The sequence below is a fragment of the Streptomyces sp. NPDC005648 genome (assembly GCF_040605395.1).
Taxonomy (GTDB): Bacteria; Actinomycetota; Actinomycetes; order Streptomycetales; family Streptomycetaceae; genus Streptomyces.
This window is the reverse complement of sequence record NZ_JBEXCS010000002.1, coordinates 15,697-38,763: the sequence shown is the minus strand read 5'-3', so window position 1 is coordinate 38,763 and position 23,067 is coordinate 15,697. Positions and strand designations below refer to the sequence as shown.

34 protein-coding genes are annotated in these 23,067 nt (G+C 67.7%); 1 reads left to right on the top strand and 33 read right to left on the bottom strand.

Annotation, left to right across the window (positions count from 1 at the left end; translation table 11 throughout):
• Positions 1–32: 32 nt before the first annotated feature.
• From truA to ABZT17_RS01420, 32 genes are all read right to left on the bottom strand, one after another.
• Positions 33–887, bottom strand: a complete 855-nt coding sequence (gene truA / locus ABZT17_RS01575) for a tRNA pseudouridine(38-40) synthase TruA (protein WP_356342290.1) — start codon at positions 885–887, stop codon at positions 33–35.
• Between the two features lie 68 nt (positions 888–955).
• A complete protein-coding gene (rplQ, locus tag ABZT17_RS01570; protein ID WP_141206510.1) occupies positions 956–1,468 on the bottom strand; it encodes a 50S ribosomal protein L17 in 513 nt (170 codons plus the stop codon).
• Positions 1,469–1,574: 106 nt separating this feature from the next.
• A complete protein-coding gene (locus ABZT17_RS01565; protein WP_003966937.1) occupies positions 1,575–2,597 on the bottom strand; it encodes a DNA-directed RNA polymerase subunit alpha in 1,023 nt (340 codons plus the stop codon).
• Between the two features lie 122 nt (positions 2,598–2,719).
• Positions 2,720–3,124, bottom strand: coding sequence for a 30S ribosomal protein S11 (gene rpsK, locus ABZT17_RS01560; RefSeq protein ID WP_003956432.1), 405 nt, complete (start codon positions 3,122–3,124; stop codon positions 2,720–2,722).
• 70 nt (positions 3,125–3,194) lie between these two features.
• Positions 3,195–3,575 (bottom strand): 30S ribosomal protein S13, encoded by a 381-nt coding sequence (rpsM, locus tag ABZT17_RS01555; RefSeq protein ID WP_356342287.1) that lies wholly within the window; start codon positions 3,573–3,575, stop codon positions 3,195–3,197.
• Between the two features lie 230 nt (positions 3,576–3,805).
• On the bottom strand, positions 3,806–3,919 hold the full coding sequence (gene rpmJ, locus ABZT17_RS01550; RefSeq protein WP_003998809.1) for a 50S ribosomal protein L36: 114 nt from the start codon (positions 3,917–3,919) through the stop codon (positions 3,806–3,808).
• Between the two features lie 29 nt (positions 3,920–3,948).
• Positions 3,949–4,170, bottom strand: coding sequence for a translation initiation factor IF-1 (gene infA / locus ABZT17_RS01545; RefSeq protein ID WP_003948620.1), 222 nt, complete (start codon positions 4,168–4,170; stop codon positions 3,949–3,951).
• A gap of 198 nt (positions 4,171–4,368) precedes the next feature.
• A complete protein-coding gene (map, locus tag ABZT17_RS01540) occupies positions 4,369–5,205 on the bottom strand; it encodes a type I methionyl aminopeptidase (RefSeq protein ID WP_356342649.1) in 837 nt (278 codons plus the stop codon).
• A gap of 100 nt (positions 5,206–5,305) precedes the next feature.
• Positions 5,306–5,968, bottom strand: coding sequence for an adenylate kinase (locus ABZT17_RS01535; RefSeq protein ID WP_356342285.1), 663 nt, complete (start codon positions 5,966–5,968; stop codon positions 5,306–5,308).
• Positions 5,968–7,281, bottom strand: coding sequence for a preprotein translocase subunit SecY (gene secY / locus ABZT17_RS01530; protein ID WP_356342282.1), 1,314 nt, complete (start codon positions 7,279–7,281; stop codon positions 5,968–5,970). Before secY ends, ABZT17_RS01535 begins: the two co-directional genes overlap by 1 nt.
• 188 nt (positions 7,282–7,469) lie before the next feature.
• Positions 7,470–7,925 carry a 50S ribosomal protein L15 gene (gene rplO, locus ABZT17_RS01525; protein ID WP_055418358.1) on the bottom strand — a complete coding sequence of 152 codons (456 nt, stop codon included), beginning with the start codon at positions 7,923–7,925 and terminating at the stop codon, positions 7,470–7,472.
• Positions 7,926–7,927: 2 nt separating this feature from the next.
• Positions 7,928–8,110 (bottom strand): 50S ribosomal protein L30, encoded by a 183-nt coding sequence (rpmD, locus tag ABZT17_RS01520; RefSeq protein ID WP_003974250.1) that lies wholly within the window; start codon positions 8,108–8,110, stop codon positions 7,928–7,930.
• Between the two features lie 2 nt (positions 8,111–8,112).
• Positions 8,113–8,718 (bottom strand): 30S ribosomal protein S5, encoded by a 606-nt coding sequence (gene rpsE / locus ABZT17_RS01515; protein ID WP_004984517.1) that lies wholly within the window; start codon positions 8,716–8,718, stop codon positions 8,113–8,115.
• A 36-nt stretch (positions 8,719–8,754) separates the two neighbouring features.
• A complete protein-coding gene (gene rplR / locus ABZT17_RS01510; protein ID WP_133043287.1) occupies positions 8,755–9,138 on the bottom strand; it encodes a 50S ribosomal protein L18 in 384 nt (127 codons plus the stop codon).
• A gap of 3 nt (positions 9,139–9,141) precedes the next feature.
• The gene (gene rplF / locus ABZT17_RS01505; protein ID WP_030930490.1) at positions 9,142–9,681 is read right to left on the bottom strand and encodes a 50S ribosomal protein L6; all 540 of its coding nucleotides are present in this window, start codon (positions 9,679–9,681) and stop codon (positions 9,142–9,144) included.
• 25 nt (positions 9,682–9,706) lie between these two features.
• Positions 9,707–10,105, bottom strand: a complete 399-nt coding sequence (gene rpsH / locus ABZT17_RS01500; RefSeq protein WP_013001411.1) for a 30S ribosomal protein S8 — start codon at positions 10,103–10,105, stop codon at positions 9,707–9,709.
• 236 nt (positions 10,106–10,341) lie between these two features.
• Positions 10,342–10,527, bottom strand: a complete 186-nt coding sequence (locus ABZT17_RS01495) for a type Z 30S ribosomal protein S14 (RefSeq protein ID WP_003948630.1) — start codon at positions 10,525–10,527, stop codon at positions 10,342–10,344.
• Positions 10,528–10,532: 5 nt separating this feature from the next.
• Positions 10,533–11,090, bottom strand: coding sequence for a 50S ribosomal protein L5 (gene rplE / locus ABZT17_RS01490; RefSeq protein ID WP_007494758.1), 558 nt, complete (start codon positions 11,088–11,090; stop codon positions 10,533–10,535).
• Complete coding sequence (rplX, locus tag ABZT17_RS01485; RefSeq protein WP_037929577.1) at positions 11,090–11,413, bottom strand: 50S ribosomal protein L24; 324 nt, start codon at positions 11,411–11,413, stop codon at positions 11,090–11,092. The genes rplE and rplX overlap by 1 nt, the downstream gene beginning before the upstream one ends.
• A gap of 2 nt (positions 11,414–11,415) precedes the next feature.
• Complete coding sequence (gene rplN / locus ABZT17_RS01480; RefSeq protein ID WP_003998823.1) at positions 11,416–11,784, bottom strand: 50S ribosomal protein L14; 369 nt, start codon at positions 11,782–11,784, stop codon at positions 11,416–11,418.
• 100 nt (positions 11,785–11,884) lie between these two features.
• Positions 11,885–12,175: a 30S ribosomal protein S17 gene (rpsQ, locus tag ABZT17_RS01475; RefSeq protein WP_099930779.1), complete on the bottom strand. Its 291-nt coding sequence runs from the start codon at positions 12,173–12,175 to the stop codon at positions 11,885–11,887.
• Positions 12,175–12,399 carry a 50S ribosomal protein L29 gene (gene rpmC, locus ABZT17_RS01470; protein ID WP_003974259.1) on the bottom strand — a complete coding sequence of 75 codons (225 nt, stop codon included), beginning with the start codon at positions 12,397–12,399 and terminating at the stop codon, positions 12,175–12,177. The genes rpsQ and rpmC overlap by 1 nt, the downstream gene beginning before the upstream one ends.
• Positions 12,399–12,818: a 50S ribosomal protein L16 gene (rplP, locus tag ABZT17_RS01465; protein ID WP_007494765.1), complete on the bottom strand. Its 420-nt coding sequence runs from the start codon at positions 12,816–12,818 to the stop codon at positions 12,399–12,401. Before rplP ends, rpmC begins: the two co-directional genes overlap by 1 nt.
• 5 nt (positions 12,819–12,823) lie before the next feature.
• Positions 12,824–13,648 (bottom strand): 30S ribosomal protein S3, encoded by an 825-nt coding sequence (gene rpsC, locus ABZT17_RS01460; protein WP_062023386.1) that lies wholly within the window; start codon positions 13,646–13,648, stop codon positions 12,824–12,826.
• Complete coding sequence (gene rplV, locus ABZT17_RS01455; protein WP_003974262.1) at positions 13,648–13,995, bottom strand: 50S ribosomal protein L22; 348 nt, start codon at positions 13,993–13,995, stop codon at positions 13,648–13,650. The genes rpsC and rplV overlap by 1 nt, the downstream gene beginning before the upstream one ends.
• A 44-nt stretch (positions 13,996–14,039) precedes the next feature.
• On the bottom strand, positions 14,040–14,321 hold the full coding sequence (rpsS, locus tag ABZT17_RS01450) for a 30S ribosomal protein S19 (protein WP_007384069.1): 282 nt from the start codon (positions 14,319–14,321) through the stop codon (positions 14,040–14,042).
• 12 nt (positions 14,322–14,333) lie between these two features.
• On the bottom strand, positions 14,334–15,170 hold the full coding sequence (gene rplB, locus ABZT17_RS01445; RefSeq protein WP_115906448.1) for a 50S ribosomal protein L2: 837 nt from the start codon (positions 15,168–15,170) through the stop codon (positions 14,334–14,336).
• Between the two features lie 38 nt (positions 15,171–15,208).
• Positions 15,209–15,628 (bottom strand): 50S ribosomal protein L23, encoded by a 420-nt coding sequence (gene rplW / locus ABZT17_RS01440; protein ID WP_356342274.1) that lies wholly within the window; start codon positions 15,626–15,628, stop codon positions 15,209–15,211.
• Positions 15,628–16,284 carry a 50S ribosomal protein L4 gene (gene rplD / locus ABZT17_RS01435; RefSeq protein WP_356342271.1) on the bottom strand — a complete coding sequence of 219 codons (657 nt, stop codon included), beginning with the start codon at positions 16,282–16,284 and terminating at the stop codon, positions 15,628–15,630. The genes rplW and rplD overlap by 1 nt, the downstream gene beginning before the upstream one ends.
• Positions 16,285–16,291: 7 nt before the next feature.
• Entirely contained in the window at positions 16,292–16,936 is a 645-nt protein-coding gene (gene rplC, locus ABZT17_RS01430; RefSeq protein ID WP_062706771.1) for a 50S ribosomal protein L3, read from the bottom strand.
• Positions 16,937–16,953: 17 nt separating this feature from the next.
• Complete coding sequence (gene rpsJ / locus ABZT17_RS01425) at positions 16,954–17,262, bottom strand: 30S ribosomal protein S10 (RefSeq protein WP_003948644.1); 309 nt, start codon at positions 17,260–17,262, stop codon at positions 16,954–16,956.
• Positions 17,263–17,661: 399 nt separating this feature from the next.
• Entirely contained in the window at positions 17,662–20,841 is a 3,180-nt protein-coding gene (locus tag ABZT17_RS01420) for a tetratricopeptide repeat protein (protein ID WP_356342268.1), read from the bottom strand.
• Between the two features lie 182 nt (positions 20,842–21,023).
• Here ABZT17_RS01420 and ABZT17_RS01415 point away from each other — a divergent pair, with 182 nt between their 5' ends.
• A complete protein-coding gene (locus ABZT17_RS01415; RefSeq protein ID WP_356342266.1) occupies positions 21,024–21,755 on the top strand; it encodes a helix-turn-helix domain-containing protein in 732 nt (243 codons plus the stop codon).
• Between the two features lie 103 nt (positions 21,756–21,858).
• On the opposite strand, the gene tuf is transcribed toward ABZT17_RS01415, so the two are convergent.
• On the bottom strand, positions 21,859–23,052 hold the full coding sequence (tuf, locus tag ABZT17_RS01410) for an elongation factor Tu (protein WP_142141935.1): 1,194 nt from the start codon (positions 23,050–23,052) through the stop codon (positions 21,859–21,861).
• Positions 23,053–23,067 lie beyond the last annotated feature (15 nt).

The following is a 23,067-nucleotide window of genomic DNA, read 5'->3' as shown; positions in this document are numbered from 1 at the left end:
CCTCGGCAGCCGGCCGAGGGCGAGGCCCGCCCTCAGCACCCGCATCCCGGCAACGACCGCCTGTTCCGCGCCTCCTTGTTCCGCGCGGCCAGCAACTCGTCGGCGGGATAGCCGACCTCCTCCAGCGTCAGCCCGTGCGGCCGCACCACGTGCACGGCCGAGTCCCGTACGCCGGCGGCCAGTACCTTGCCCGGCCAGTCGGCCGGGCGGTGCCCGTCCCCCACGAACAGCAACGCCCCGATCAGCGACCGCACCATGTTGTGGCAGAAGGCGTCGGCCCGCACGGTCGCGGTGATGATCCCGTCGTCCCCGCGCACCAGACTCAGCCGCTGCAGCGTGCGGATCGTGGTCGCGCCCTCCCGCTTCTTGCAGTAGGCGGCGAAGTCGTGCTCCCCCAGCAGCCGTTCGGCGGCCTCGTTCATGGCGTCGACGTCCAGCGGCCAGTCGTGCCACAGCACATGGTTGCGCAGCAGCGGATCGACTCCCCCGGGGTTGTCCGTCACCCGGTACGCATAGCGCCGCCAGACGGCCGAGAAACGGGCGTTGAAGCCGCTGGGCGCCTCCCTGAGGGCCCAGACCCGCACATCCCGCGGCAGCCGCCCGGCGAGCCGCTTCAGCAGCTTCTCGTGATGCTCACGCCAGACTGCCTCCGGCAGATCGACATGGGCCACCTGCCCCCGCGCATGCACCCCGGCGTCCGTCCGCCCCGCGACGGTCAGCTCGTACGTCGTCTTCCCCGACCGTGTCACGGTCCGCAGCGCGTCCTCGATCTCCCCCTGCACGGTCCGCCGTCCCCCGGCCTGCTTGGCCCACCCGGAGAACTCGGTCCCGTCGTAGGAGAGATCAAGACGGACACGGACGTAACCGGGCTCTACTTCGTCACTCACCCAGAGATCCTCTCAAGAACACAAAACGGGCCCGCTCCTCAAGAGGAACGGGCCCGTTTCAGGGTCGCTTACGCGTCCTTGGACTCCTCGGCCTCAGGCTTGGCGTCCTCGACGACCTCGGTCTCCTCGACCTTGGTCTCCTCGGCGACCGGAGCAGCCTCGGCGTCCTTGGCGGCACGCTTGGTGGCGGCCTCGGCCTCACCCGTAGCCTGCTGCGCGACCGTCAGCGCCTCGACCAGCTCGATGACAGCCATGGGCGCGTTGTCGCCACGGCGGTTACCGATCTTGGTGATACGGGTGTAACCACCCGGACGGTTCTCGTAGCGCGGGCCGATCTCGGTGAAGAGCGTGTGGACGACGCTCTTGTCCGTGATCACCTGGAGCACCTGACGGCGGTTGTGAAGGTCGCCCTTCTTCGCCTTGGTGACCAGACGCTCGGCGTACGGACGAAGACGGCGGGCCTTCGCCTCGGTGGTGGTGATACGGCCGTGCTCGAACAGCGACTTCGCGAGGTTCGCGAGGAGCAGCTTCTCGTGCGCGGCGCTGCCGCCCAGACGGGCACCCTTGGTGGGCTTCGGCATTGTTCTTCTCCTGTGTGTCTGCCCCGGCCGTGTCAGGTACCGGGGTCAGGAACCCGATGAGCGGACGCTCACCGGCATCAGCCGATCAGGTACTGCTGGGTACTTCTCAGTACTGCTCGGTCTCCACGAAACCCGCGTCCGCGTCGTCGTCGGCGCCGAAGGCGTCGGCGGCGGCCGTGGGGTCGAATCCGGGCGGGCTGTCCTTCAGGGCCAGGCCCATGCCGGCCAGCTTCGCCTTGACCTCGTCGATGGACTTCGCACCGAAGTTGCGGATGTCCAGGAGGTCGGCCTCGGAACGCGCCACGAGCTCACCCACGGAGTGGATGCCCTCGCGCTTGAGGCAGTTGTAGGAGCGGACCGTGAGCTCCAGCTCCTCGATCGGCAGCGCCAGGTCGGCGGCAAGGGCGGCGTCCGTCGGGGACGGGCCCATGTCGATGCCCTCGGCGTCGATGTTCAGCTCGCGGGCGAGACCGAACAGCTCGACCAGGGTCTTGCCGGCGGAGGCCATGGCGTCACGGGGACGCATCGCCTGCTTGGTCTCGACGTCGACGATCAGCTTGTCGAAGTCGGTGCGCTGCTCGACACGCGTGGCCTCGACCTTGTACGTGACCTTGAGCACCGGGCTGTAGATGGAGTCGACCGGGATACGGCCGATCTCCTGGCCCACCTGCTTGTTCTGCACGGCGGAGACGTAACCGCGGCCACGCTCGACCGTCAGCTCCATCTCCAGCTTGCCCTTGCCGTTGAGCGTGGCGAGGACCAGGTCGGGGTTGTGCACCTCGACACCGGCCGGGGGCGCGATGTCGGCGGCGGTGACCAGACCCGGGCCCTGCTTGCGCAGGTACATCACGACCGGCTCGTCGTGCTCCGAGGAGACGACCAGCTGCTTGATGTTGAGGATCAGGTCGGTGACGTCCTCCTTGACGCCCGGCACGGTGGTGAACTCGTGCAGGACGCCGTCGATCCGGATGCTGGTGACAGCGGCACCGGGGATCGACGACAGGAGGGTACGGCGGAGGGAGTTGCCGAGGGTGTAGCCGAAGCCCGGCTCCAGCGGCTCGATCACGAACCGGGAGCGGAACTCGTCGACGACCTCTTCGGTCAACGAGGGACGCTGAGCGATCAGCATGTGAATCCTTCAGTTCAGGGGCACCCACTATTTGATGCCCTGAGGCACTGCTACAAGGGTACGGGCGATACGACCCTTACAGAGCCGTACCGCCCGAAACCACTGCCTGCGAAGGCGACGCGTCAGACGCGACGACGCTTGGGCGGACGGCAGCCGTTGTGCGGGGTGGGGGTGACGTCCTGGATGGAGCCGACCTCAAGACCGGTCGCCTGCAGCGAACGGATGGCCGTCTCGCGACCCGAACCCGGGCCCTTCACGAAGACGTCGACCTTGCGCATGCCGTGCTCCTGCGCGCGACGGGCGGCCGACTCGGCGGCCATCTGCGCGGCGAAGGGGGTGGACTTGCGCGAGCCCTTGAAGCCGACGTGGCCGGCGGAGGCCCAGGAGATCACGTTGCCCGAGGGGTCCGTGATCGAGACGATCGTGTTGTTGAACGTGCTCTTGATGTGCGCGTGGCCGTGAGCGACGTTCTTCTTTTCCTTGCGGCGCACCTTCTTGGCAGCGCCCTGACGACCCTTGGGGGGCATCTACAAACTCCTACGGGGAGGTGGTCGGTCCTACAGCGAAGACCGCTGATGAAGCGTTGTCCGCTGTGGACTACTTCTTGCCCGGCTTCTTCTTGCCGGCGATGGCGCGACGCGGGCCCTTGCGGGTACGGGCGTTCGTGCTGGTGCGCTGACCGCGGACAGGCAGACCACGACGGTGACGGAGACCCTGGTAGCAGCCGATCTCCACCTTGCGGCGGATGTCGGCCTGGATCTCACGACGGAGGTCACCCTCGGTCTTGATGTTGTTGTCGACGTACTCACGAATCGCGACGAGCTGCTCCTCGGAGAGGTCGCGAACGCGGGTGTTCGGGTCGATGCCGGTCTCGGCCAGCGTCAGCTGGGCGAGGGTCCGGCCGATGCCGAACACGTAGGTCAGGGCGACCTCCACGCGCTTTTCGCGCGGGATGTCAACACCGGAAACGCGTGCCATTCAATGGCTCCTGGTGATCTTCGGAGGTCTGCCGCAGAACCGGATCCCAGCCGCCGGCCTCTTCACGCTGTTCAATGGATACAGCCAAAGATTAGGTACGGACTGGGTCCCCGGCCTCCGAACCGGGGGTGTCGGACACCTGGGTGTCCGGGTCCTGCGTATGAACATAATTCAGCTCGCGTCGCGCGAATCCCTGCGATATCGATGCAGAGGGATCAGTCGATCGTGCGTCAGCCCTGGCGCTGCTTGTGGCGCGGGTTCTCGCAGATGACCATGACCCGACCGTGACGGCGGATCACCCTGCACTTGTCGCAGATCTTCTTGACGCTCGGCTTGACCTTCATGGGATTGAGGTTCTCCGAGTCAGAGGGATCTACTTGTAGCGGTAGACGATCCGGCCACGCGTCAGGTCGTACGGAGACAGCTCCACCACGACCCGGTCGTCAGGGAGGATGCGGATGTAGTGCATACGCATCTTGCCGCTGATGTGTGCCAGGACCTGGTGGCCGTTCTGGAGCTCGACCTTGAACATGGCGTTCGGCAGAGACTCGACGACAGTGCCCTCGATCTCGATGGCACCTTGCTTCTTGGCCACGCTTCGCCCTTCGAATCGACTACCTTGATCGACTCCCGCCAGCGCATGAGGACATGCGGGTACACGAGAGCCGACGAGTCAGTCTACGTCAGCCCACTCGGAAAGACGAATCGAGAAAGAATGCCCCGGCGGAGAGATCCTTAAGCGACCGCCACCCAGCCAAGCGGATCCGGCACCGCCGGCAGTGACTCAGGTCCATCACGCCAGCGGATCCGGTGCCGCCGTGATCCCCAGTTCCGCCAGCTTCGCCCTGCCGCCGTCGGGAGCCGTCAGCACCAGCGGGCCGGCCTCGGTGAGGGCCACGGAGTGCTCCCAGTGCGAGGACCAGGTGCCGTCCGTCGTGATGACGGTCCAGTCGTCGGAGAGGACCTCGGTCCTGGGGGTGCCCAGGGAGACCATCGGCTCGATCGCGAGGCAGAAGCCGGGGACCAGCTTGGGGCCCTTGCCGCGGCGGCGGTCGACGTAGTTCAGCAGATGCGGGTCCATGTGCATCTCGGTGCCGATGCCGTGGCCGCCGTAGTCCTCGATGATCCCGTACTTGCCGCCGCCGGGCTTCGGCTGGCGGCGGATGTACGTCTCGATGGCCCGGGAGACGTCGACCAGGCGGCTGCCCTGCTTCATGGCCGCGATGCCGGCCCACATCGACTCCTCGGTGACCCGGGAGAGCTCGATCAGCTCGGGCGCGTGGCCGGAGCCGACGAAGGCGGTGTACGCCGCGTCCCCGTGCCAGCCGTCGATGATGGCGCCGCAGTCGATGGAGATGATGTCGCCGTCCTTGAGGACCACCTCGTCGGACGGGATGCCATGGACGACGACCTCGTTGACGGAGGTGCAGATCGTGGCCGGGAAGCCGCCGTAGCCCAGGAAGTTGGGCTTGGCGTCGTGCTCGGCGAGGACCTTGCGCGCGACCTGGTCCAGATCCTTCGTGCTGGCGCCGGGCACGGCCGCCTCACGGGTGGCCGCGTGGATGGCGGCCACGACCAGCCCCGCCTCACGCATCTTGGCGATCTGCTCGGGGGTCTTGATCTGCACCATGGGGGCCCTGCGCTCTCCGTCACTCACGTCAACCGGTTACGTACACAACAGTACGGCCGTGACACCCCCGCGGGCGTCACGGCCGGACAGCAGCTGACGGCTACTTGCCGTCGTCCTCGCGCTTGAGCGCCTCCAGGGCGCGCTGGGTGATCTCGTCCACCGGGCCCAGGGAGGAGATCGTGACGACCAGGCCCTGTGCCTTGTAGTAGTCGATGATCGGCTCGGTCTGCGTGTGGTAGACCTCGAGCCGCTTGCGGACCGTCTCCTCGGAGTCGTCGTCACGCTGGTACAGCTCGCCGCCGCAGACGTCGCAGACGCCTTCCTTCTTGGCGGGGCTGTAGGTCACGTGGAAGACGTGGGAGGAGTCGTTGCGGCAGATGCGTCGGCCGGCGATCCGCTTGACGACCTCTTCCTCGGGTACCTCGAGGTCGAGTACGGCGTCCAGCTTGATGGCCTCGGTCTTCAGCAGCTCGTCGAGCGCCTCGGCCTGCGAGACATTGCGCGGGAAACCGTCCAGCAGGAAGCCGCCCTCGGCGTCCGGCTGCTCCATGCGGTCCTTCGCCATCGCGATGGTGACCTCGTCGGGGACGAGGTTGCCGGCGTCCATGTAGGACTTCGCGAGTTTCCCGAGCTCCGTCTGCTGGCTGATGTTGGCGCGGAACAGGTCACCCGTGGAGATGTGCGGGATCGAGAGCTTCCCGGCGAGGCGGGTGGCCTGAGTGCCCTTCCCAGCACCGGGCGGCCCGACGAGGACGATTCGCATCAGCGGAGGAACCCTTCGTAATTGCGCTGCTGGAGCTGGCTCTCGATCTGCTTCACCGTCTCGAGACCGACACCCACGATGATCAGGATGCTGGTCCCGCCGAACGGGAAGTTATTGGTCGCCCCAAACCCAACCAACGCCATCGTCGGTACGAGAGCAATCAGGCCCAGATACAGCGAACCCGGCCAGGTGATCCGGTTGAGCACGTACGACAGGTACTCAGCGGTCGGTCGGCCAGCCCGGATGCCCGGGATGAAGCCACCATACTTCTTCATGTTGTCGGCGACTTCCTCGGGGTTGAACGAGATAGCCACGTAGAAGAACGCGAAGAACACGATGAGCAAGAAGTACGAAATGATGTAAACCGGGTGATCGCCCTTGGTCAGATTCTGCTCGACCCATGTCTTCCAGCCGGCGTTGCTGCCGGAGAACTGGGCGACCAGCGCCGGGATGTAGAGCAGCGAGGACGCGAAGATGACCGGAATCACACCCGCCTGGTTGACCTTGAGCGGAATGTACGTCGACGTACCACCGTAGGAACGGCGGCCGATCATGCGCTTCGCGTACTGCACCGGAATACGGCGCTGGGCCTGCTCGACGAAGACCACCAGGCCGACCATGACCAGACCGACCAGGATGACGGTGCCGAACTCGATCCAGCCGCCGGCCAGGGTGCCCTGCTTCTTGATCGCCCAGAGCGCGGACGGGAAGGTCGCGGCGATCGAGATGAACATGAGGATCGACATGCCGTTGCCGATGCCGCGGTCGGTGATGAGCTCGCCGAGCCACATCACCACGGCGGTACCGGCGGTCATCGTGACGACCATGACGATGGTGGTGAAGATCGCGCGGTCCGGGACGATGCTGGACGCGACGGTGCAGCCGTTGAAGAGGGCGCCGCTGCGGGCGGTGGCCACCAGGCCGGTGCCCTGCAGGATGGCGAGCGCCACGGTGAGGTAACGGGTGTACTGCGTGATCTTCGACGTACCCGCCTGGCCCTCCTTCTTGAGGGCTTCGAGGCGCGGGATCACCACGGTCAGCAGCTGCAGAATGATGCTCGCGGTGATGTACGGCATGATGCCGAGCGCGAAGATCGTGATCTGCAGCAGCGCGCCACCGCTGAACATGTTGACGAGACCGAAGAGACCCTGAGTGCCGGAGGCCTCGGTCACACACTGCTGGACGGCCGTGTAGTTCACACCGGGGATCGGGATGTGGGTACCGACCCGGTAGACCACGATGATGGCAAGCGTGAAGAGCAGCTTCTTGCGCAGGTCGGGCGTCCTGAACGCCCGGGCGAACGCGGTGAGCACGGTGCCTCCTGCGACCCCCGCGCAACTGCGTCAAGGGTGACGGTCTTGAGGTTCGACGGATACGAATAACGAACGGTGCAGGCTACCTTACCGGCGGCACAGCTCCCCGTGGAACGACCGACCGGGGATACCCCTTTGTGGGATATCCCCGGTCGGGATCGCTCAGGTCATCGAGACGTCCGAGTTGTTCAGACGAGCTCGGTGACGGTGCCGCCGGCGGCGGTGATCTTTTCCTTGGCGGAGCCGGAGACGGCGTCGACCGTCACCTGCAGCGCCACGGAGATCTCGCCCTGGCCGAGGACCTTGACGAGGCTGTTCTTGCGAACGGCACCCTTGGCCACCAGACCCTCGACGGTGACCTCGCCACCCTCGGGGTAGAGCGCGGCCAGCTTCTCGAGGTTCACGACCTGGAACTCGGTCTTGAACGGGTTCTTGAAGCCCTTCAGCTTCGGAAGACGCATGTGGAGGGGCATCTGCCCACCCTCGAAGCGCTCCGGAACCTGGTAGCGGGCCTTCGTACCCTTGGTACCACGACCGGCCGTCTTACCCTTCGACGCCTCACCACGACCGACACGGGTCTTGGCGGTCTTGGCGCCCGGGGCGGGACGGAGGTTGTGGATCTTGAGCGGGTTGTTCTCCGCCATGATCAGTCGACCTCCTCGACCGTCACGAGGTGGCGGACGGTGTGCACCATGCCGCGGAACTCGGGGCGGTCCTCCTTGACGACCTGCGTGTTGATGCCCTTGAGACCAAGGGAACGCAGGGTGTCACGGTGGTTCTGCTTGCTGCCGATGTAGGACTTGACCTGCGTGATCTTGAGCTGTGCCATGATCACACACCCGCCCCGGCACGCGCACGGAGCAGAGCCGCGGGGGCGACGTCCTCGAGCGGCAGACCACGGCGGGCCGCGATCTCCTCGGGACGCTGCAGACCCTTCAGGGCCTCCACGGTCGCGTGCACGATGTTGATCGCGTTGTCGGAGCCGAGCGACTTCGACAGCACGTCGTGGATACCGGCGCACTCGAGCACGGCGCGCACCGGACCACCGGCGATAACACCGGTACCGGGGGACGCGGGCTTGAGCAGCACGACGCCGGCAGCCTTCTCACCCTGGATGGGGTGCGGGATGGTGCCCTGGATACGCGGGACCTTGAAGAAGTGCTTCTTGGCTTCCTCAACACCCTTGGCGATGGCGGCCGGCACCTCCTTGGCCTTGCCGTAACCGACACCCACGGTGCCGTCACCGTCGCCCACCACGACCAGCGCGGTGAAGCTGAAGCGACGACCACCCTTCACAACCTTGGCGACACGGTTGATCGCGACGACACGCTCAACGTAAGCGGTCTTCTCGGCGGCGGCTGCGCCACCGTCACGACCCTTACGGTCCCGCCGCTCGCCGCCACCGGCACCGCCACCGCGGCGCTGGGGTCCAGCCATTGGATTACCTCTCTCTTTCCGCTAGCTACGAGCGGCTCAGAACTTGAGCCCGGCTTCGCGGGCGGCGTCCGCCAGGGCGGCGATGCGCCCGGCGTACTGGTTGCCACCACGGTCGAATACGACGGCCTCGACACCGGCGGCCTTGGCGCGCTCGGCGACCAGGGCACCGACCTGCTTGGCCTGCGCGGACTTGTCGCCCTCGCCACCGCGGATCGAGGTGTCCAGGGTGGACGCCGACGCAAGGGTGTGACCCTTGAGGTCGTCGATCACCTGGGCCACGATGTGGCGGTTGGAGCGGGTAACGACCAGACGCGGACGCTCCGCCGTTCCGTTGATGTTCTTACGGATCCGGATGTGGCGGCGCTTGATCGCGGCGCGCTTGTAGGCGTCGCCCTTGAGGATCTTCTGTCCGTATGCCATGGCTTACTTACCCGCCTTTCCGACCTTGCGGCGGATGACTTCGCCCTCGTACTTGACGCCCTTGGCCTTGTACGGGTCGGGCTTGCGCAGCTTGCGGATGTTGGCCGCAACCTCGCCGACCTTCTGCTTGTCGATGCCCTCGACCGAGAACCGGGTGGGGGCCTCCACCTTGAAGGTGATGCCCTCGGGGGCCTCGACGGTGATCGGGTGGCTGTAGCCGAGAGCGAACTCGAGGTTCGAACCCTTGGCGGTCACTCGGTAACCGACACCGCTGATCTCGAGCTTCTTCACGTAACCCTGGGTCACGCCGGTGATCATGTTCGCCACCAGCGTGCGGGACAGGCCGTGCAGGGCCTTGCTCTGACGCTCGTCGTTGGGGCGGGTGACGTTCAGCACGCCGTCCTCACCCTTGGCGATCTCGATCGGCGCCACGACGGTGTGGGTCAGCGAGCCCTTGGGGCCCTTGACCGAGACCGTCTGGCCGTCGATGGTGACGTCCACGCCGGCGGGAACCGTGATGGGGAGCTTGCCAATACGCGACATAGCTGTTTCCTCCGATTCCTTTCCGCTACCAGACGTAGGCGAGGACTTCTCCGCCTACGCCCTTCTTGCCGGCCTGCTTGTCGGTGAGGAGCCCGTGCGACGTGGAGATGATCGCCACGCCGAGGCCGCCCAGCACCTTGGGCAGGGAGGTGGACTTCGCGTACACCCGGAGACCGGGCTTGGAGATCCGCTTGATGCCCGCGATGGAGCGCTCACGGTTCGGGCCGAACTTCAGCTCGAGAACGAGGTTCTTGCCGACCTCGGCGTCCTCGACCTTCCAGCCCGTGATGAAGCCCTCCTGCTGGAGGATCTCCGCGATGTGCGACTTGATCTTCGATGCCGGCATCGTCACGGAATCGTGGTATGCCGAGTTCGCGTTCCGCAGACGCGTAAGCATGTCTGCGATCGGATCAGTCATGGTCATGAATTGGCCTTCGGCCTCTCTCGCCGGGGTTTCCAGGTGCCCATCCCTCTCCTCGATCCGAGACGAGGCGGGTGCGGTGCGGTGGACCTACGGCGTAGTAAGCATTCATTAGCGGACGCTGTCCGCGTGCGTACGGGCGCCAGGGCGCCCAACCCTCCTAGCCTAAGCCATGGAGGGGTGGGCCCCTGACCAAACCCTTTGCTTACCGAGAGCTTCAGGTAACCCCAACTAGGGGATTACCAGGAGCTCTTGGTCACGCCCGGCAGCTCGCCACGGTGAGCCATCTCACGAAGGCACACGCGGCACAGGCCGAACTTGCGGTACACGGAGTGGGGACGGCCGCAGCGCTGGCAGCGCGTGTAGCCACGCACGCCGAACTTGGGCTTGCGAGCAGCCTTCGCGATCAGAGCCTTCTTCGCCATCTCGCTCACGCCTCCTTGAAGGGGAAGCCGAGGTGACGAAGGAGCGCACGGCCCTCAGCGTCGTTGGTCGCCGTGGTCACCACGGTGATGTCCATACCCCGGACGCGGTCGATCTTGTCCTGGTCGATCTCGTGGAACATGACCTGCTCCGTGAGACCGAAGGTGTAGTTGCCACGGCCGTCGAACTGCTTGGGGGACAGACCACGGAAGTCGCGGATGCGCGGGAGCGCGAGCGACAGGGTGCGGTCCAGGAACTCCCACATGCGGTCGCCACGGAGCGTGACGTGGGCACCGATCGGCTGGCCCTCACGCAGCTTGAACTGCGCGATGGACTTGCGGGCCTTGGTGACGGCCGGCTTCTGACCGGTGATGGTGGTCAGGTCGCGGATCGCGCCCTCGATCAGCTTCGAGTCACGGGCGGCGTCGCCGACACCCATGTTGACCACGATCTTCACGAGGCCGGGGATCTGCATGACGTTCTCGTACTTGAACTCGTCACGCAGCTTGCCCGCGATCTCCTCGCGGTACTTCGTCTTGAGACGCGGAGTGGTGGTGGTAGCCATCAGATGTCCTCACCCGTCCGCTTGGCAACGCGGATCTTGTTGCCCTCGTCGTCGAAGCGGTAACCGACACGCGTGACGACCTTGTTGCCGTCCTTCTCCACGACCAGCTGGACGTTGGAGACGTGGATCGGGGCCTCGGTCGTGACGATGCCGCCGGCCTGCGAACCGCGAGCGGTCGGACCGGCCTTGGTGTGCTTCTTGACCCGGTTGACACCCTCGACCAGGACGCGCTCCTCGCGCGGGAAAGCGGCAATGACCTTGCCCTGCTTGCCCTTGTCCTTGCCGGTGATGACCTGGACCAGGTCGCCCTTCTTGATCTTCATGCTTACAGCACCTCCGGAGCCAGCGAGATGATCTTCATGAACTTCTTCTCGCGCAGCTCACGCCCGACCGGGCCGAAGATGCGGGTGCCGCGAGGGTCGCCGTCGTTCTTCAGAATGACGGCGGCGTTCTCGTCGAAGCGGATGTACGAGCCGTCCGGACGGCGGCGCTCCTTGACGGTGCGAACGATGACCGCCTTGACGACGTCACCCTTCTTCACGTTGCCACCGGGGATCGCGTCCTTGACGGTGGCGACGATGACGTCACCGATGCCCGCGTAGCGGCGACCGGAGCCACCGAGCACACGGATGCAAAGGATCTCCTTCGCACCAGTGTTGTCGGCGACACGCAGTCGCGACTCCTGCTGGATCACGTCTATCTCCTGTTTGTCTGCCGGTTCCCCGGGAGCCGCTCAGCGGAGCGGCTCCCGGAGCCTGGCGGAACTGTCCTGCGAGGGATGCCCCGCAGGATGCTTACTTGGCCTTCTCGAGGATCTCGACGACGCGCCAGCGCTTGGTCGCCGACAGCGGGCGGGTCTCCGCGAGGAGGACCCGGTCGCCGACGCCGGCAGCGTTCTGCTCGTCGTGCGCCTTGAGCTTGTTCGTACGGCGGATGACCTTGCCGTACAGCGCGTGCTTCACGCGGTCCTCGACAGCGACGACGACGGTCTTGTCCATCTTGTCGCTGACGACGAGACCCTCACGGGTCTTGCGGGCGCCACGTGCCTCGGTCGTCTGCTCTTCAGTCACATTGCTCTCGCTCATCAGGCGCTCTCCACCGTTTCGATGCCCAGCTCACGCTCGCGCATCAGGGTGTAGATCCGCGCGATGTCCTTGCGGACCGCCTTCAGACGGCCGTGGTTCTCGAGCTGGCCCGTCGCCGCCTGGAAGCGGAGGTTGAACAGCTCTTCCTTGGCCTCGCGGAGCTTCGCGAGAAGCTCCTCGTTGCCCAGCTCGCGCAGCTCGGACGCCTTGGTACCGGCCGACATCACGCTTCACCTGCCTCGCGCTTGACGATCCGGCACTTCATCGGCAGCTTGTGGGCCGCACGAGTGAGAGCCTCACGCGCAATCTTCTCGTTGGGGTACGACAGCTCGAACATCACGCGTCCGGGCTTGACGTTGGCGATCCACCACTCGGGAGAACCCTTACCGGAACCCATGCGGGTCTCGGCGGGCTTCTTGGTGAGCGGACGGTCGGGGTAGATGTTGATCCAGACCTTGCCACCACGCTTGATGTGACGCGTCATGGCGATACGAGCGGCCTCGATCTGACGGTTCGTCACATACGCCGGGGTGAGCGCCTGGATGCCGTACTCGCCGAACGCAACCGTCGTGCCACCCTTGGCGGCGCCGGAGCGCCCCGGGTGGTGCTGCTTGCGGTGCTTGACCCTACGGGGGATCAGCATGTCGGTCAGGCCTCCGTTCCGGTGCTCTCAGCCGGAGCGGCGGCGGGGGCCTCGGCCTTGGGGGCCTCGGCGCCGGCAGCCTGCTGCGGCTTGCGACCGCGCCGCTCGCCACCACGGCCACCACGGGCCGGGCGGTCGGCACCGCCACCGCGAGCCGGGCGGTTACCCGCACGGGCGGCAGCGTTCTCGGCACGGACCTCGGCGATGTTCTTGACGTCGCCCTTGTAGATCCAGACCTTCACACCGATGCGGCCGAAGGTCGTCTTGGCCTCGAAGAAGCCGTAGTCCACGTTCGCGCGGAGCGTGTGCAGGGGCACACGGCCCTCGCGGTAGAACTCCGAGCGGGACATCTCGGCGCCGCCGAGGCGGCCACCGCACTGGATCTTGATGCCCTTGGCGCCGGCCTTCATCGCCGACTGCATGCTCTTGCGCATGGCACGGCGGAAGGAGACGCGGGAGGAGAGCTGCTCGGCGACGGCCTGCGCGACCAGCTGAGCGTCCGTCTCGGGGTTCTTGACCTCGAGGATGTTCAGCTGGACCTGCTTGCCCGTGAGCTTCTCGAGGTCACCGCGGATGCGGTCGGCCTCGGCGCCACGGCGGCCGATGACGATGCCCGGACGAGCGGTGTGGATGTCCACACGCACACGGTCACGGGTGCGCTCGATCTCCACCTTGGAGATACCGGCGCGCTCCATGCCGGACGTCATCATCCGACGGATGGCGACGTCTTCCTTGACGTAGTCCTTGTACAGCTTGTCGGCGTACCACCGGGACTTGAAGTCCGTGGTGACACCGAGCCGGAACCCATGCGGGTTAACCTTCTGGCCCATTACCGGGTTCCTTCCTTGCTGCTGACGACCACGGTGATGTGGCTGGTCCGCTTGCGGATCCGGTAGGCACGGCCCTGGGCGCGCGGCCGGAACCGCTTCAGGGTCGGGCCCTCGTCGACGTACGCCTCGGAGATGAAGAGGCTGTCGGCGTCGGTGTGGTCGTAGTTGTGCGCGGCGTTGGCGATGGCGCTGTCCAGCACCTTGCCGACGGGCACTGAGGCTGCCTGCGGAGCGAATCGCAGAACAGCCTGAGCCTCCGTGGCGTCCATGCCACGGATAAGGTCCACCACGCGGCGGGCCTTCATGGGCGTAACGCGGATGTACCGCGCCTGGGCCCTGGCTTCCATGGTTGTCCCTCTCAGTTACTTACGTGTCTGAATGCGATCCGCTACTAGCGGCGCTTCGACTTCCGGTCGTCCTTGACGTGACCCCGGAAGGTGCGCGTCGGCGAGAACTCGCCGAGCTTGTGGCCGACCATCGACTCGGTGACGAACACCGGGATGTGGGTCTTGCCGTTGTGCACCGCGATCGTGTGGCCGAGCATGGCCGGGACGATCATCGAGCGACGGGACCAGGTCTTGATGACGTTCTTGGAACCGGCTTCGTTCTGGGCGTCCACCTTCTTGATCAGGTGGTCGTCGACGAAGGGCCCCTTCTTGAGACTGCGCGGCATCTAAACCCGCTCCTAGCGCTTCTTGTTCGTCTTGCGGCGGCGGACGATGTATTTGTTCGAAGCCTTCTTCGGCGAACGAGTACGACCCTCCTTCTGACCCCAGGGGCTGACCGGGTGGCGACCACCGGAGGTCTTGCCCTCACCACCACCGTGGGGGTGGTCAACCGGGTTCATCGCCACACCGCGAACGGTCGGGCGGACGCCCAGCCAGCGCTTGCGGCCGGCCTTGCCCCAGTTGATGTTGCTCTGCTCGGCGTTGCCGACCTCGCCGACCGTGGCGCGGCAGCGCTGGTCGACCAGGCGGATCTCACCGGACGGCATGCGGAGGTGGGCCATCGAGCCCTCCTTCGCGAGCAGCTGCACGGAGGCACCGGCGGAGCGGGCGAACTTGGCGCCGCCGCCCGGACGAAGCTCCACGGAGTGGATCGTCGTACCGACCGGGATGTTGCGCAGCGCCAGGTTGTTGCCGGGCTTGATGTCGGCCCCGGGGCCGTTCTCGATCCGGTCGCCCTGGGTCAGGCCCTTCGGCGCCAGGATGTAGCGCTTCTCGCCGTCCGCGTAGTGGAGCAGCGCGATGCGCGCGGTGCGGTTGGGGTCGTACTCGATGTGCGCGACCTTCGCCGGCACGCCGTCCTTGTCGTGACGACGGAAGTCGATCACGCGGTAGGCGCGCTTGTGTCCGCCACCCTGGTGGCGAACGGTCACACGACCGGCGTTGTTACGGCCGCCCTTGCTGTGCAGGGGGCGGACCAGCGACTTCTCCGGCGTGGACCGCGTGACCTCGACGAAGTCGGCGACGCTGGAACCACGACGGCCCGGCGTAGTCGGCTTGTACTTGCGGATTCCCATTTCTCAGTCCTCGTCCGATATCGGACGATCCGACCCGCTTACGCGGTCGGACCGCCGAAGATGTCGATACGGTCGCCCTCGGCGAGGGTCACGATCGCGCGCTTGGTGGCGGCACGCTGACCGAAGCCGGTCTTGGTGCGCTTGCGCTTGCCGATGCGGTTGATCGTGTTGACCCCGGTGACCTTGACCGAGAAGACCGCCTGGACGGCCTGCTTGATCTGGGTCTTGTTGGCGTTCGGGTCGACGATGAACGTGTACTTGTTCTCGTCCAGGAGCGCGTAGCTCTTCTCCGACACGACCGGCTTGAGCAGCACGTCACGGGGGTCCGTGTACGACTTGCTCAGCGGCGTCTCGACGGTGTTCTTGCCCTCGGCGGCGTGGCGACGCGCCTTGGCGACGCGCGCGGCCTTGGCGGCCTTGGCCGCCTTCGAGGCAATGGAGGGGTGACGGATGGCCATCAGACCTCAGTCCCTTCGGTGTCGTTGGCCTTCGGGCCGGCGACGAAGGACTCGAGAGCGGCCTGGGTGAAGACCACGTCGTCCGAGACGATCACGTCGTACGTGTTCAGCTGGCCCGGCTCCAGGATGTGCACCTGGGGCAGGTTGCGGGCGGACAGCCACGCGGCCTCGTCGGCGCGGTCGACGACCAGGAGCAGGTTCTTGCGCTCCGAGATCTTGCCGAACAGCGTGCGAGCGGCCTTGGTGCTGGGGGTCTCGCCCTCGATCACGCCGGAGACGACGTGGATGCGGTTGTGGCGGGCCCGGTCGGTGAGGGCGTGGCGCAGGGCCGCGGCCTTCATCTTCTTCGGGGTCCGCTGCGAGTAGTCACGCGGCTGCGGGCCGTGGACGACGCCACCGCCGGCGAACTGCGGAGCGCGGGTCGAGCCCTGACGGGCGCGGCCGGTGCCCTTCTGGCGGTACGGCTTCTTGCCGCCACCACGGACCTCACCGCGACGCTTGGTCTTGTGCGTGCCCTGGCGGGCAGCCGCGTTCTGCGCGACGACGACCTGGTGGATCAGCGGAATGCTGACCTTCTCCACGCCGAAGATCTCCGCGGGGAGCTCGACGGTTCCGGTCTTCTCGCCGGCAGGCGAAAGGATGTCAACAGTGCTCATCGGTACCTCAGGCCCCCTTGGCCGCGGTGCGGACCAGGACGAGGCCGCCGTTCGGACCGGGAACCGCGCCCTTGATGAGCAGCAGACCCTTCTCCGCGTCAACGGCGTGGACGGTCAGGTTCTGGGTGGTGACACGCTCGTTGCCCATGCGACCCGCCATGCGGAGGCCCTTGAACACGCGGCCCGGGGTGGCGCAGCCACCGATGGAACCGGGAGAGCGGTGCTTGCGCTGGGTGCCGTGACCGGCGCCGAGGCCCTTGAAGTTGTGACGCTTCATGACACCGGCGAAGCCCTTGCCCTTGCTCTTGCCGGTGACGTCGACCTTCACGCCGGCCTCGAAGACCTCGGCGGTGACTTCCTGGCCGAGCGTGTACTCGGAGGCGTCAGCCGTACGGATCTCGACGAGGTGGCGACGGGGGGTGACGTCGGCCTTGGCGAAGTGGCCCTTGAGGGGCTTGTTCACCTTGCGCGGGTCGATCTCGCCGAAGGCGATCTGGACCGACTCGTAGCCGTCGACGTCGTTCGTACGCACCTGGGTCACGACGTTGGGGCCGGCCTTGACGACGGTGACCGGAACAACGCGGTTGTTCTCGTCCCACACCTGCGTCATGCCGAGCTTCTCGCCCAGGATGCCCTTGATCTGCTTAGCCATTCTCAGATCACCGGCCCTCAGAGCTTGATCTCGATGTCGACACCGGCCGGGAGGTCGAGTCGCATCAGAGAGTCAACGGTCTTGGGCGTCGGGTCGAGGATGTCGATCAGGCGCTTGTGCGTGCGCATCTCGAAGTGCTCGCGCGAGTCCTTGTACTTGTGCGGCGACTTGATGACGCAGTACACGTTCTTCTCAGTGGGCAGCGGCACCGGGCCCGCGACCGACGCACCAGTGCGGGTCACCGTCTCGACGATCTTCTTCGCCGAGGAGTCGATGACCTCGTGGTCGTAGGCCTTGAGCCGGATGCGGATCTTCTGTCCCGCCATGGCTACTCAGTAGTCCTTTGTCTGTTTCACGCTCTGGAACCCGGTGTTCCTTTGACTTTGTCCGACCCACGCGGTCGGGCGTGTCGCGCTTTCGCTGACACAGATGTCCCTTGTTCGAACATCCCTTGTCTGGGAAAGAGGTTCACCGGGTGCCTGGCCAGTGCCGCACTGACACTTCCCGAAAGATTCCCGTACGTCCGCCCCAGTGCTGCCCGAGGGCAGTTAGGACGACGAGTACTGTGGGACTCGCTTTCGGTCCTCCCGGCGGGAGGCGCGCAGCATCAACACTCGACCGAGCAACTCCGACAGTCTGCCATAGGGGGCAGGGGCCTGGCCAATCGGGCCGGAGAGAATACCCCGGACGTGACGCACGTCAAACACAGGTCCACACGCGTGGGGTCACGGAGCCGTCGGGCCGTGGAGCCGGTCGCGCAGCGGGTCGGCCTCCGGCAGGCCCAGTTCGTCGAAGACGGCCAGCGCCCGCGTCCAGGCCGCGCGTGCCGCCTCCGGCTCCCCCGCGGCATCGAGGGTGTCGCCCAGGTAGGCCAGGCCGATCCCCTCGCTGCGCCGGTCCCCGGTCTTCCGGAACAGCCGTAGCGCCTGTTCGTAGCAGTCCACCGCCTCCGCGAACCGCCCGAGGAGGCGGTGGACGTAGCCGAGGCTGTCCCAGGTGTGCGCCTCGCCGTTGAGGTCACCGATCTCCTGCACGGCGACGAGCGCCTGCCGGCAGTGGGTGAGCGCTTCCCGGTGGTCGCCGAGTTTGGCTAGGTACCAGCCGATCTCGTTCAGGGCGATGGCCCGTCCACCGCGGTCGTGCGCGGCGCGGAAGTGGTCGAGGCTCAGCCGGGCGTGCTCCAGCGCCTCCGCATGGTCACCCCGCGCCGAGGCCGCGATGGCCAGGTTCTGGCGGACCCTGGCCTGTCCGGCGTGGTTACCCAGCTCCTGGAACAGGCCGAGGCCGAGCAGATAGTGCTCGCGGCCGCGGTCGGGGCTGCCCAGCCGGTGCCAGGCGAGCCCGAGGCCGCGGTGGGCGTTGGCCTGACCGGCCTTGTCGTGGCCGCGCCGGGCGCTGTCCAGGGCGATGGCGTGCGCGTCGGCCAGCGCCTGCCAGTGGCCCTGCCGCTCCAGGAAGGTGCCGAGCGTGGTGGCGAGCTGCCAGGTATGGGTCTCGAAACCGGGTTGCCCCTGCTGCACCACGGACAGCAGTACGGAGTACTCGGCGGCGAACCAGGCCAGCGCCTCGTCGGGCCCGGTGGGCCGTCCCGGCAGGGCGCCGGGCACCGCCGGGGCGAGCGTCATCGGGTCCCGCCGCCGGGTCAGCAGGGCGTCGGCGGCGTAGGCGGTGTGCAGGTAGTGGTCGAGCAGCCGGTGTACGGCGGTGTGGCGGGTGTCCTCGCCGTCGTGTCCGGCGGTCAGCTCGGCGGCGTACGCGCGCAGCAGGTCGTGGAAGGTGTACCGGCCGGGTCGGTGCTCGGTGAGCAGGTGTGCCTCGACCAGTTCGGCGAGCAGGGTCCGGGCCGCGGGGGCGGCGACCCCGGCCAGGGCCGCCGCGGCCGGCAGGGCGGTGTCCGGTCCGGGGTGCAGGCCCAGCAGCCGGAACAGCCGGGCGGCCTCCGGGCTCAGCATCCGGTACGACCACTGGAACACCGACCGCACTCCGGTCAGCGAGTCGCCGCCGTCCAGCGGGTCCAGTCGGCGGTCGGCCGTCCGCAGCTCCTCCGCGAGCCCGGCGAGCGGCAGTCCGGGCAGGCCGGAGGCGCGGGCGGCCACGACGGCCAGGGCCAACGGCAGCCCGGCGCACCGCACGACGATCTCGTCCACCGCCGCGGGCTCGGCGGCCATCCGGACGGCCCCGAGCCGCGCGGCCAGCAGCGCGCGGGCCTCGGCCGGGGTGAGCAGGTCGACGGGGAGCAGATGGGCGCCCTCGGTGACCGCCAGTCCGGTGAGCCGGTTGCGGCTGGTGATGAGCGCCAGGCAACCGGGCGCCCCGGGCAGCAGCGGGCGTACCTGGTCCGCGTCCCGCGCGTTGTCGAGCACGATCAGCACCCGTCGCTCGGCCAACAGGCTGCGGTAGAGCGCCGCTTGGGCGTCGAGGCCGCGCGGGACCCGGTCCGCGGGCACTCCGAAGGAGTCGAGGAAGCCGCGGATCGCCTCGCCCACGCCCACCGCGGCGCCGCCCGGGTCGAAGCCCCGGAGGTTCACATAGACCTGCCCGTCCGGGAACTCCGCCCGCACCTGTCGTGCCCAGTGCACGGCGAGCGAGGTCTTGCCCACGCCTGCGGTGCCGGAGAGGGCCGAGACGACGACGGCCGTCGGGTGCCGTTCGACCTCGGCGAGGAGATCGTCGAGCCGCGCGAGTTCTTCGGCACGACCGGTGAAGTCGCCGACGCTCATGGGCAGTTGGGCCGGGATGTCATGCGAGGGCCGCGGCGGCGCCCCGGTGGCGGAACGCCTGTCGCCGGACCCCGCGGGGGCGGCCGGGGCCGGGGGCCGGACGGCGGCGACCTCGTCCGGTGGCACGGCATCGGTCGGCACGATCGGCGCGGGCGGCAGGGGCGTCGCGGCGGAGACCCCCGCCGATGGCCCGGCGGCGGTCGTCGCCATGGGCGGTGCGGGGGGAGCAACGCGTACCGGCCGAACGGAGCCGGCCGAGGACGGCGGGGCGGGTTCCGTCGTACGCGGCGCACGGACCAGGCTCCGCGCCCCACCGGTGGCGAACGTCCCGGACAGGCCGGCGTCCGCTCCGAAACGCCGCCCGCCCTCGACCGGCCGCCCTGTCCCGACGCGATCTCCGGCGGAAGTCGTGCGCCCGCCCCCGCCGAACCTCCGCCCCCGCAGGATCGCCGCGTGCGTCCCGCCGAGCCGTTCTCCTGGGTCCGCCCCCAGCTCCTCCGCCAGCCGCTGCCTGATCTCCGCGAAGCAGCGCAGCGCCCCCGCGCTGTCCCCCACGGCGTGCAGTGCCCTCATCAGCACCTCGGCCAGGGGCTCCGCCAGGGGGTACTCCCCCTGCAGTTCGGTCAGCGGCTGTACGACGGCGGCGGGGTCGCCCTCGCGGAGTTCCACCTCGGCCAGCAGAACGGCCGCGTCGACGCGTCGGCGGTGCCATGCCTGCCGTACCCGCTCGGCCCACGGCCCGTCCAGGCCGGTCAGCGGCTCGCCGCGCCACAGGGCGAGCGCCTCCCGCAGCAGCGACACCTGTGTGCCGGCGGGCTGTCCGGGGCGCCGGGCCAGCTCGTCCAGCCGACGGAACCGGTGCAGGTCCACCTGGTCCTGGCCTGCCTCCAGCTGATAGCCGCCGGAGCGCCGCAGCAGCCGTAAAGGCTCCTCCCCCGCGTCACCCGTCCGCTCGCACACCCGCCGGATCCTGGCGATGTGGGCGTACAGAGCGCGCCGCGCACCGGGCGGCGGAGCAGCACCCCAGATCCTCTCGGTCAGTACGTCGACCGGGACCGGCCGACCGGCGTCCACCGCGAGAGCGGCCACCACGGTACGGCGCTGCGGCGGGCCGAGTTCCTCCATGCGCCCTCGCAGCTCCAGCTCGACCGGTCCCAACAGCCGTAACTGAACCAAGAGTTCCACCTCCCAGGCACATTTTCTGCACAGAATGCCCGCGAGAGAACGCGGCGCGACAACCTTTCGGCAACATCCCGCCCCAACCCCGGCCTCCACCCTGGTCCGGGCGCCTCTCGCCACGGGGGAGCGGGAGGCGCCGGCCACCCGCGTGACCACCACGGGGAAGAAGAGAAAACGGGGATCGACCGATGAACCAGGCGACATCGGTGTCCACACCCGCGCCCATCACCGGGGCGAACGGGCGTGGCGTACTGGAGGGCGCGTTCGCGCTGCTGAGAGCGGTGGAGCGGGCCGAAGGGGCGGGGCTGACCAGGCTGGCCGCGGAGTGCGGGCTGCCCAAGTCGACCGCGTACCGGCTGCTGGAGCAGCTGATCGAGCTCGGCGCGGTGCAGCGCAGCGGCGTCGGCTACGGGATCGGCCCGCGCGTGTACCAGCTGGGGCAGCGCTGGCAGCCGTTCCCGGGCCTGCGGGCGGCCGCGCGCGAACCGGCGAGACGGCTGGCCGCCGCCACCGGCATGGCGGTCGGCCTCAATGTGCTGTGGCAGGGCCAGACCCTGGTCCTGGACTGGACGCCCGGCCAGGCCTCGTCCATCGACTCGCCGGACACCGAGGCGACCTGGCCCTGGTACACGGCGGCCGGAAAGGTCCTGGTCGCCGGCGCCCGTCCCGGCCTTCCGCTGGGCCCGCTGCCCGCCGTCTGGCAGCGCGAGGCGGAGGCGATACGGGACCTGGGCGCCGCCTTCGACCGGGAGGGGGTGCTGGAGGGGGTGTGCTGTGTGGCCGTACCGCTGTTTGGCCGGGACCGTGCGCCGGTGGCGTCGCTGAGCGTGCTGACCGACCCGTCGCACCACCTGGAGCGCCTCGCCGACACGGCACGGCGCGCTGGGGCGGCGATCAGCAGCGCACTGGGCCACCACTGAACACCGCCCCGCAGCCTTCACCGGGCATGCGAAAGGGCCCGTACGACCGAAGTCGTACGGGCCCTCTCAGAGACCTACCGGGTCAGCCCTCGCGGGCCCGAGATCACTTGTTGATCTTGGTGACCTGGCCGGCGCCGACCGTCCGGCCACCCTCACGGATGGCGAACTTCAGGCCCTCTTCCATGGCGATGGGCTGGATGAGCTCCACCTTCATCTCGGTGTTGTCACCCGGCATGACCATCTCGGTGCCCTCGGGGAGGGTCACCACGCCGGTCACGTCCGTCGTACGGAAGTAGAACTGCGGACGGTAGTTGTTGAAGAACGGCGTGTGGCGGCCACCCTCGTCCTTGGACAGGATGTAGGCCTGCGCCTCGAACTCGGTGTGCGGGGTGACCGAGCCCGGCTTGATGATGACCTGGCCGCGCTCGACGTCCTCGCGCTTGATGCCGCGGAGCAGCAGACCGACGTTCTCACCGGCCTGGCCCTCGTCGAGCAGCTTGCGGAACATCTCGATGCCGGTGACCGTGGTGGTGGTCTTCTCGGTCTTGATGCCGATGATGTCGACGGTCTCGTTGACCTTGAGGACACCACGCTCGATACGACCGGTGACGACGGTGCCACGACCGGTGATCGTGAAGACGTCCTCGATCGGCATCAGGAACGGCTTGTCGACGTCGCGCTCGGGCTCCGGGATCGACTCGTCGACGGCCTTCATCAGGTCGAGGACGGTCTGGCCCCACTCCTTGTCGCCCTCGAGGGCCTTGAGAGCGGAGACCTTGACGACCGGCAGGTCGTCGCCCGGGAACTCGTACTCGGAGAGCAGCTCACGGACCTCGAGCTCGACGAGCTCCAGGATCTCCTCGTCGTCCACCATGTCGGCCTTGTTCAGGGCGACGACGATGTACGGAACGCCGACCTGGCGGGCCAGGAGCACGTGCTCCTTGGTCTGCGGCATCGGGCCGTCGGTGGCGGCGACCACGAGGATGGCGCCGTCCATCTGCGCCGCACCCGTGATCATGTTCTTGATGTAGTCCGCGTGACCGGGGCAGTCGACGTGGGCGTAGTGACGGGTCTCCGTCTGGTACTCGACGTGCGCGATGGAGATGGTGATACCGCGCTGGCGCTCCTCGGGAGCCTTGTCGATCTGGTCGAACGCCGAGGCCTCGTTCAGGTCCGGGAACGCGTCGTGCAGCACCTTGGTAATGGCGGCCGTGAGGGTCGTCTTACCGTGGTCGATGTGACCGATGGTGCCGATGTTGACGTGCGGCTTAGTCCGCTCGAACTTCGCCTTCGCCACTGGGGTCCTCCTGTG

Excerpts from the sequence above, each read along its gene's own strand:
- rplQ (WP_141206510.1), bottom strand. The coding sequence starts at position 1,468 with ATGCCGAAGCCCACCAAGGGTGCCCGTCTGGGCGGCAGCGCCGCGCAC.
- ABZT17_RS01565 (WP_003966937.1), bottom strand. The coding sequence starts at position 2,597 with ATGCTGATCGCTCAGCGTCCCTCGTTGACCGAAGAGGTCGTCGACGAG.
- rpsK (WP_003956432.1), bottom strand. The coding sequence starts at position 3,124 with ATGCCCCCCAAGGGTCGTCAGGGCGCTGCCAAGAAGGTGCGCCGCAAG.
- rpsM (WP_356342287.1), bottom strand. The coding sequence starts at position 3,575 with ATGGCACGCGTTTCCGGTGTTGACATCCCGCGCGAAAAGCGCGTGGAG.
- rpmJ (WP_003998809.1), bottom strand. The coding sequence starts at position 3,919 with ATGAAGGTCAAGCCGAGCGTCAAGAAGATCTGCGACAAGTGCAGGGTG.
- map (WP_356342649.1), bottom strand. The coding sequence starts at position 5,205 with ATGGTGCAGATCAAGACCCCCGAGCAGATCGCCAAGATGCGTGAGGCG.
- ABZT17_RS01535 (WP_356342285.1), bottom strand. The coding sequence starts at position 5,968 with ATGCGAATCGTCCTCGTCGGGCCGCCCGGTGCTGGGAAGGGCACTCAG.
- rplO (WP_055418358.1), bottom strand. The coding sequence starts at position 7,925 with ATGGCGGAGAACAACCCGCTCAAGATCCACAACCTCCGTCCCGCCCCG.
- rpmD (WP_003974250.1), bottom strand. The coding sequence starts at position 8,110 with ATGGCACAGCTCAAGATCACGCAGGTCAAGTCCTACATCGGCAGCAAG.
- rpsE (WP_004984517.1), bottom strand. The coding sequence starts at position 8,718 with ATGGCTGGACCCCAGCGCCGCGGTGGCGGTGCCGGTGGCGGCGAGCGG.
- rplR (WP_133043287.1), bottom strand. The coding sequence starts at position 9,138 with ATGGCATACGGACAGAAGATCCTCAAGGGCGACGCCTACAAGCGCGCC.
- rplF (WP_030930490.1), bottom strand. The coding sequence starts at position 9,681 with ATGTCGCGTATTGGCAAGCTCCCCATCACGGTTCCCGCCGGCGTGGAC.
- rpsH (WP_013001411.1), bottom strand. The coding sequence starts at position 10,105 with ATGACCATGACTGATCCGATCGCAGACATGCTTACGCGTCTGCGGAAC.
- ABZT17_RS01495 (WP_003948630.1), bottom strand. The coding sequence starts at position 10,527 with ATGGCGAAGAAGGCTCTGATCGCGAAGGCTGCTCGCAAGCCCAAGTTC.
- rplE (WP_007494758.1), bottom strand. The coding sequence starts at position 11,090 with ATGGCTACCACCACCACTCCGCGTCTCAAGACGAAGTACCGCGAGGAG.
- rplX (WP_037929577.1), bottom strand. The coding sequence starts at position 11,413 with ATGAAGATCAAGAAGGGCGACCTGGTCCAGGTCATCACCGGCAAGGAC.
- rpsQ (WP_099930779.1), bottom strand. The coding sequence starts at position 12,175 with ATGAGCGAGAGCAATGTGACTGAAGAGCAGACGACCGAGGCACGTGGC.
- rpmC (WP_003974259.1), bottom strand. The coding sequence starts at position 12,399 with ATGTCGGCCGGTACCAAGGCGTCCGAGCTGCGCGAGCTGGGCAACGAG.
- rplP (WP_007494765.1), bottom strand. The coding sequence starts at position 12,818 with ATGCTGATCCCCCGTAGGGTCAAGCACCGCAAGCAGCACCACCCGGGG.
- rpsC (WP_062023386.1), bottom strand. The coding sequence starts at position 13,648 with ATGGGCCAGAAGGTTAACCCGCATGGGTTCCGGCTCGGTGTCACCACG.
- rplV (WP_003974262.1), bottom strand. The coding sequence starts at position 13,995 with ATGGAAGCCAGGGCCCAGGCGCGGTACATCCGCGTTACGCCCATGAAG.
- rpsS (WP_007384069.1), bottom strand. The coding sequence starts at position 14,321 with ATGCCGCGCAGTCTCAAGAAGGGGCCCTTCGTCGACGACCACCTGATC.
- rplB (WP_115906448.1), bottom strand. The coding sequence starts at position 15,170 with ATGGGAATCCGCAAGTACAAGCCGACTACGCCGGGCCGTCGTGGTTCC.
- rplW (WP_356342274.1), bottom strand. The coding sequence starts at position 15,628 with ATGGCCATCCGTCACCCCTCCATTGCCTCGAAGGCGGCCAAGGCCGCC.
- rplD (WP_356342271.1), bottom strand. The coding sequence starts at position 16,284 with ATGAGCACTGTTGACATCCTTTCGCCTGCCGGCGAGAAGACCGGAACC.
- rplC (WP_062706771.1), bottom strand. The coding sequence starts at position 16,936 with ATGGCTAAGCAGATCAAGGGCATCCTGGGCGAGAAGCTCGGCATGACG.
- rpsJ (WP_003948644.1), bottom strand. The coding sequence starts at position 17,262 with ATGGCGGGACAGAAGATCCGCATCCGGCTCAAGGCCTACGACCACGAG.
- ABZT17_RS01415 (WP_356342266.1), top strand. The coding sequence starts at position 21,024 with ATGAACCAGGCGACATCGGTGTCCACACCCGCGCCCATCACCGGGGCG.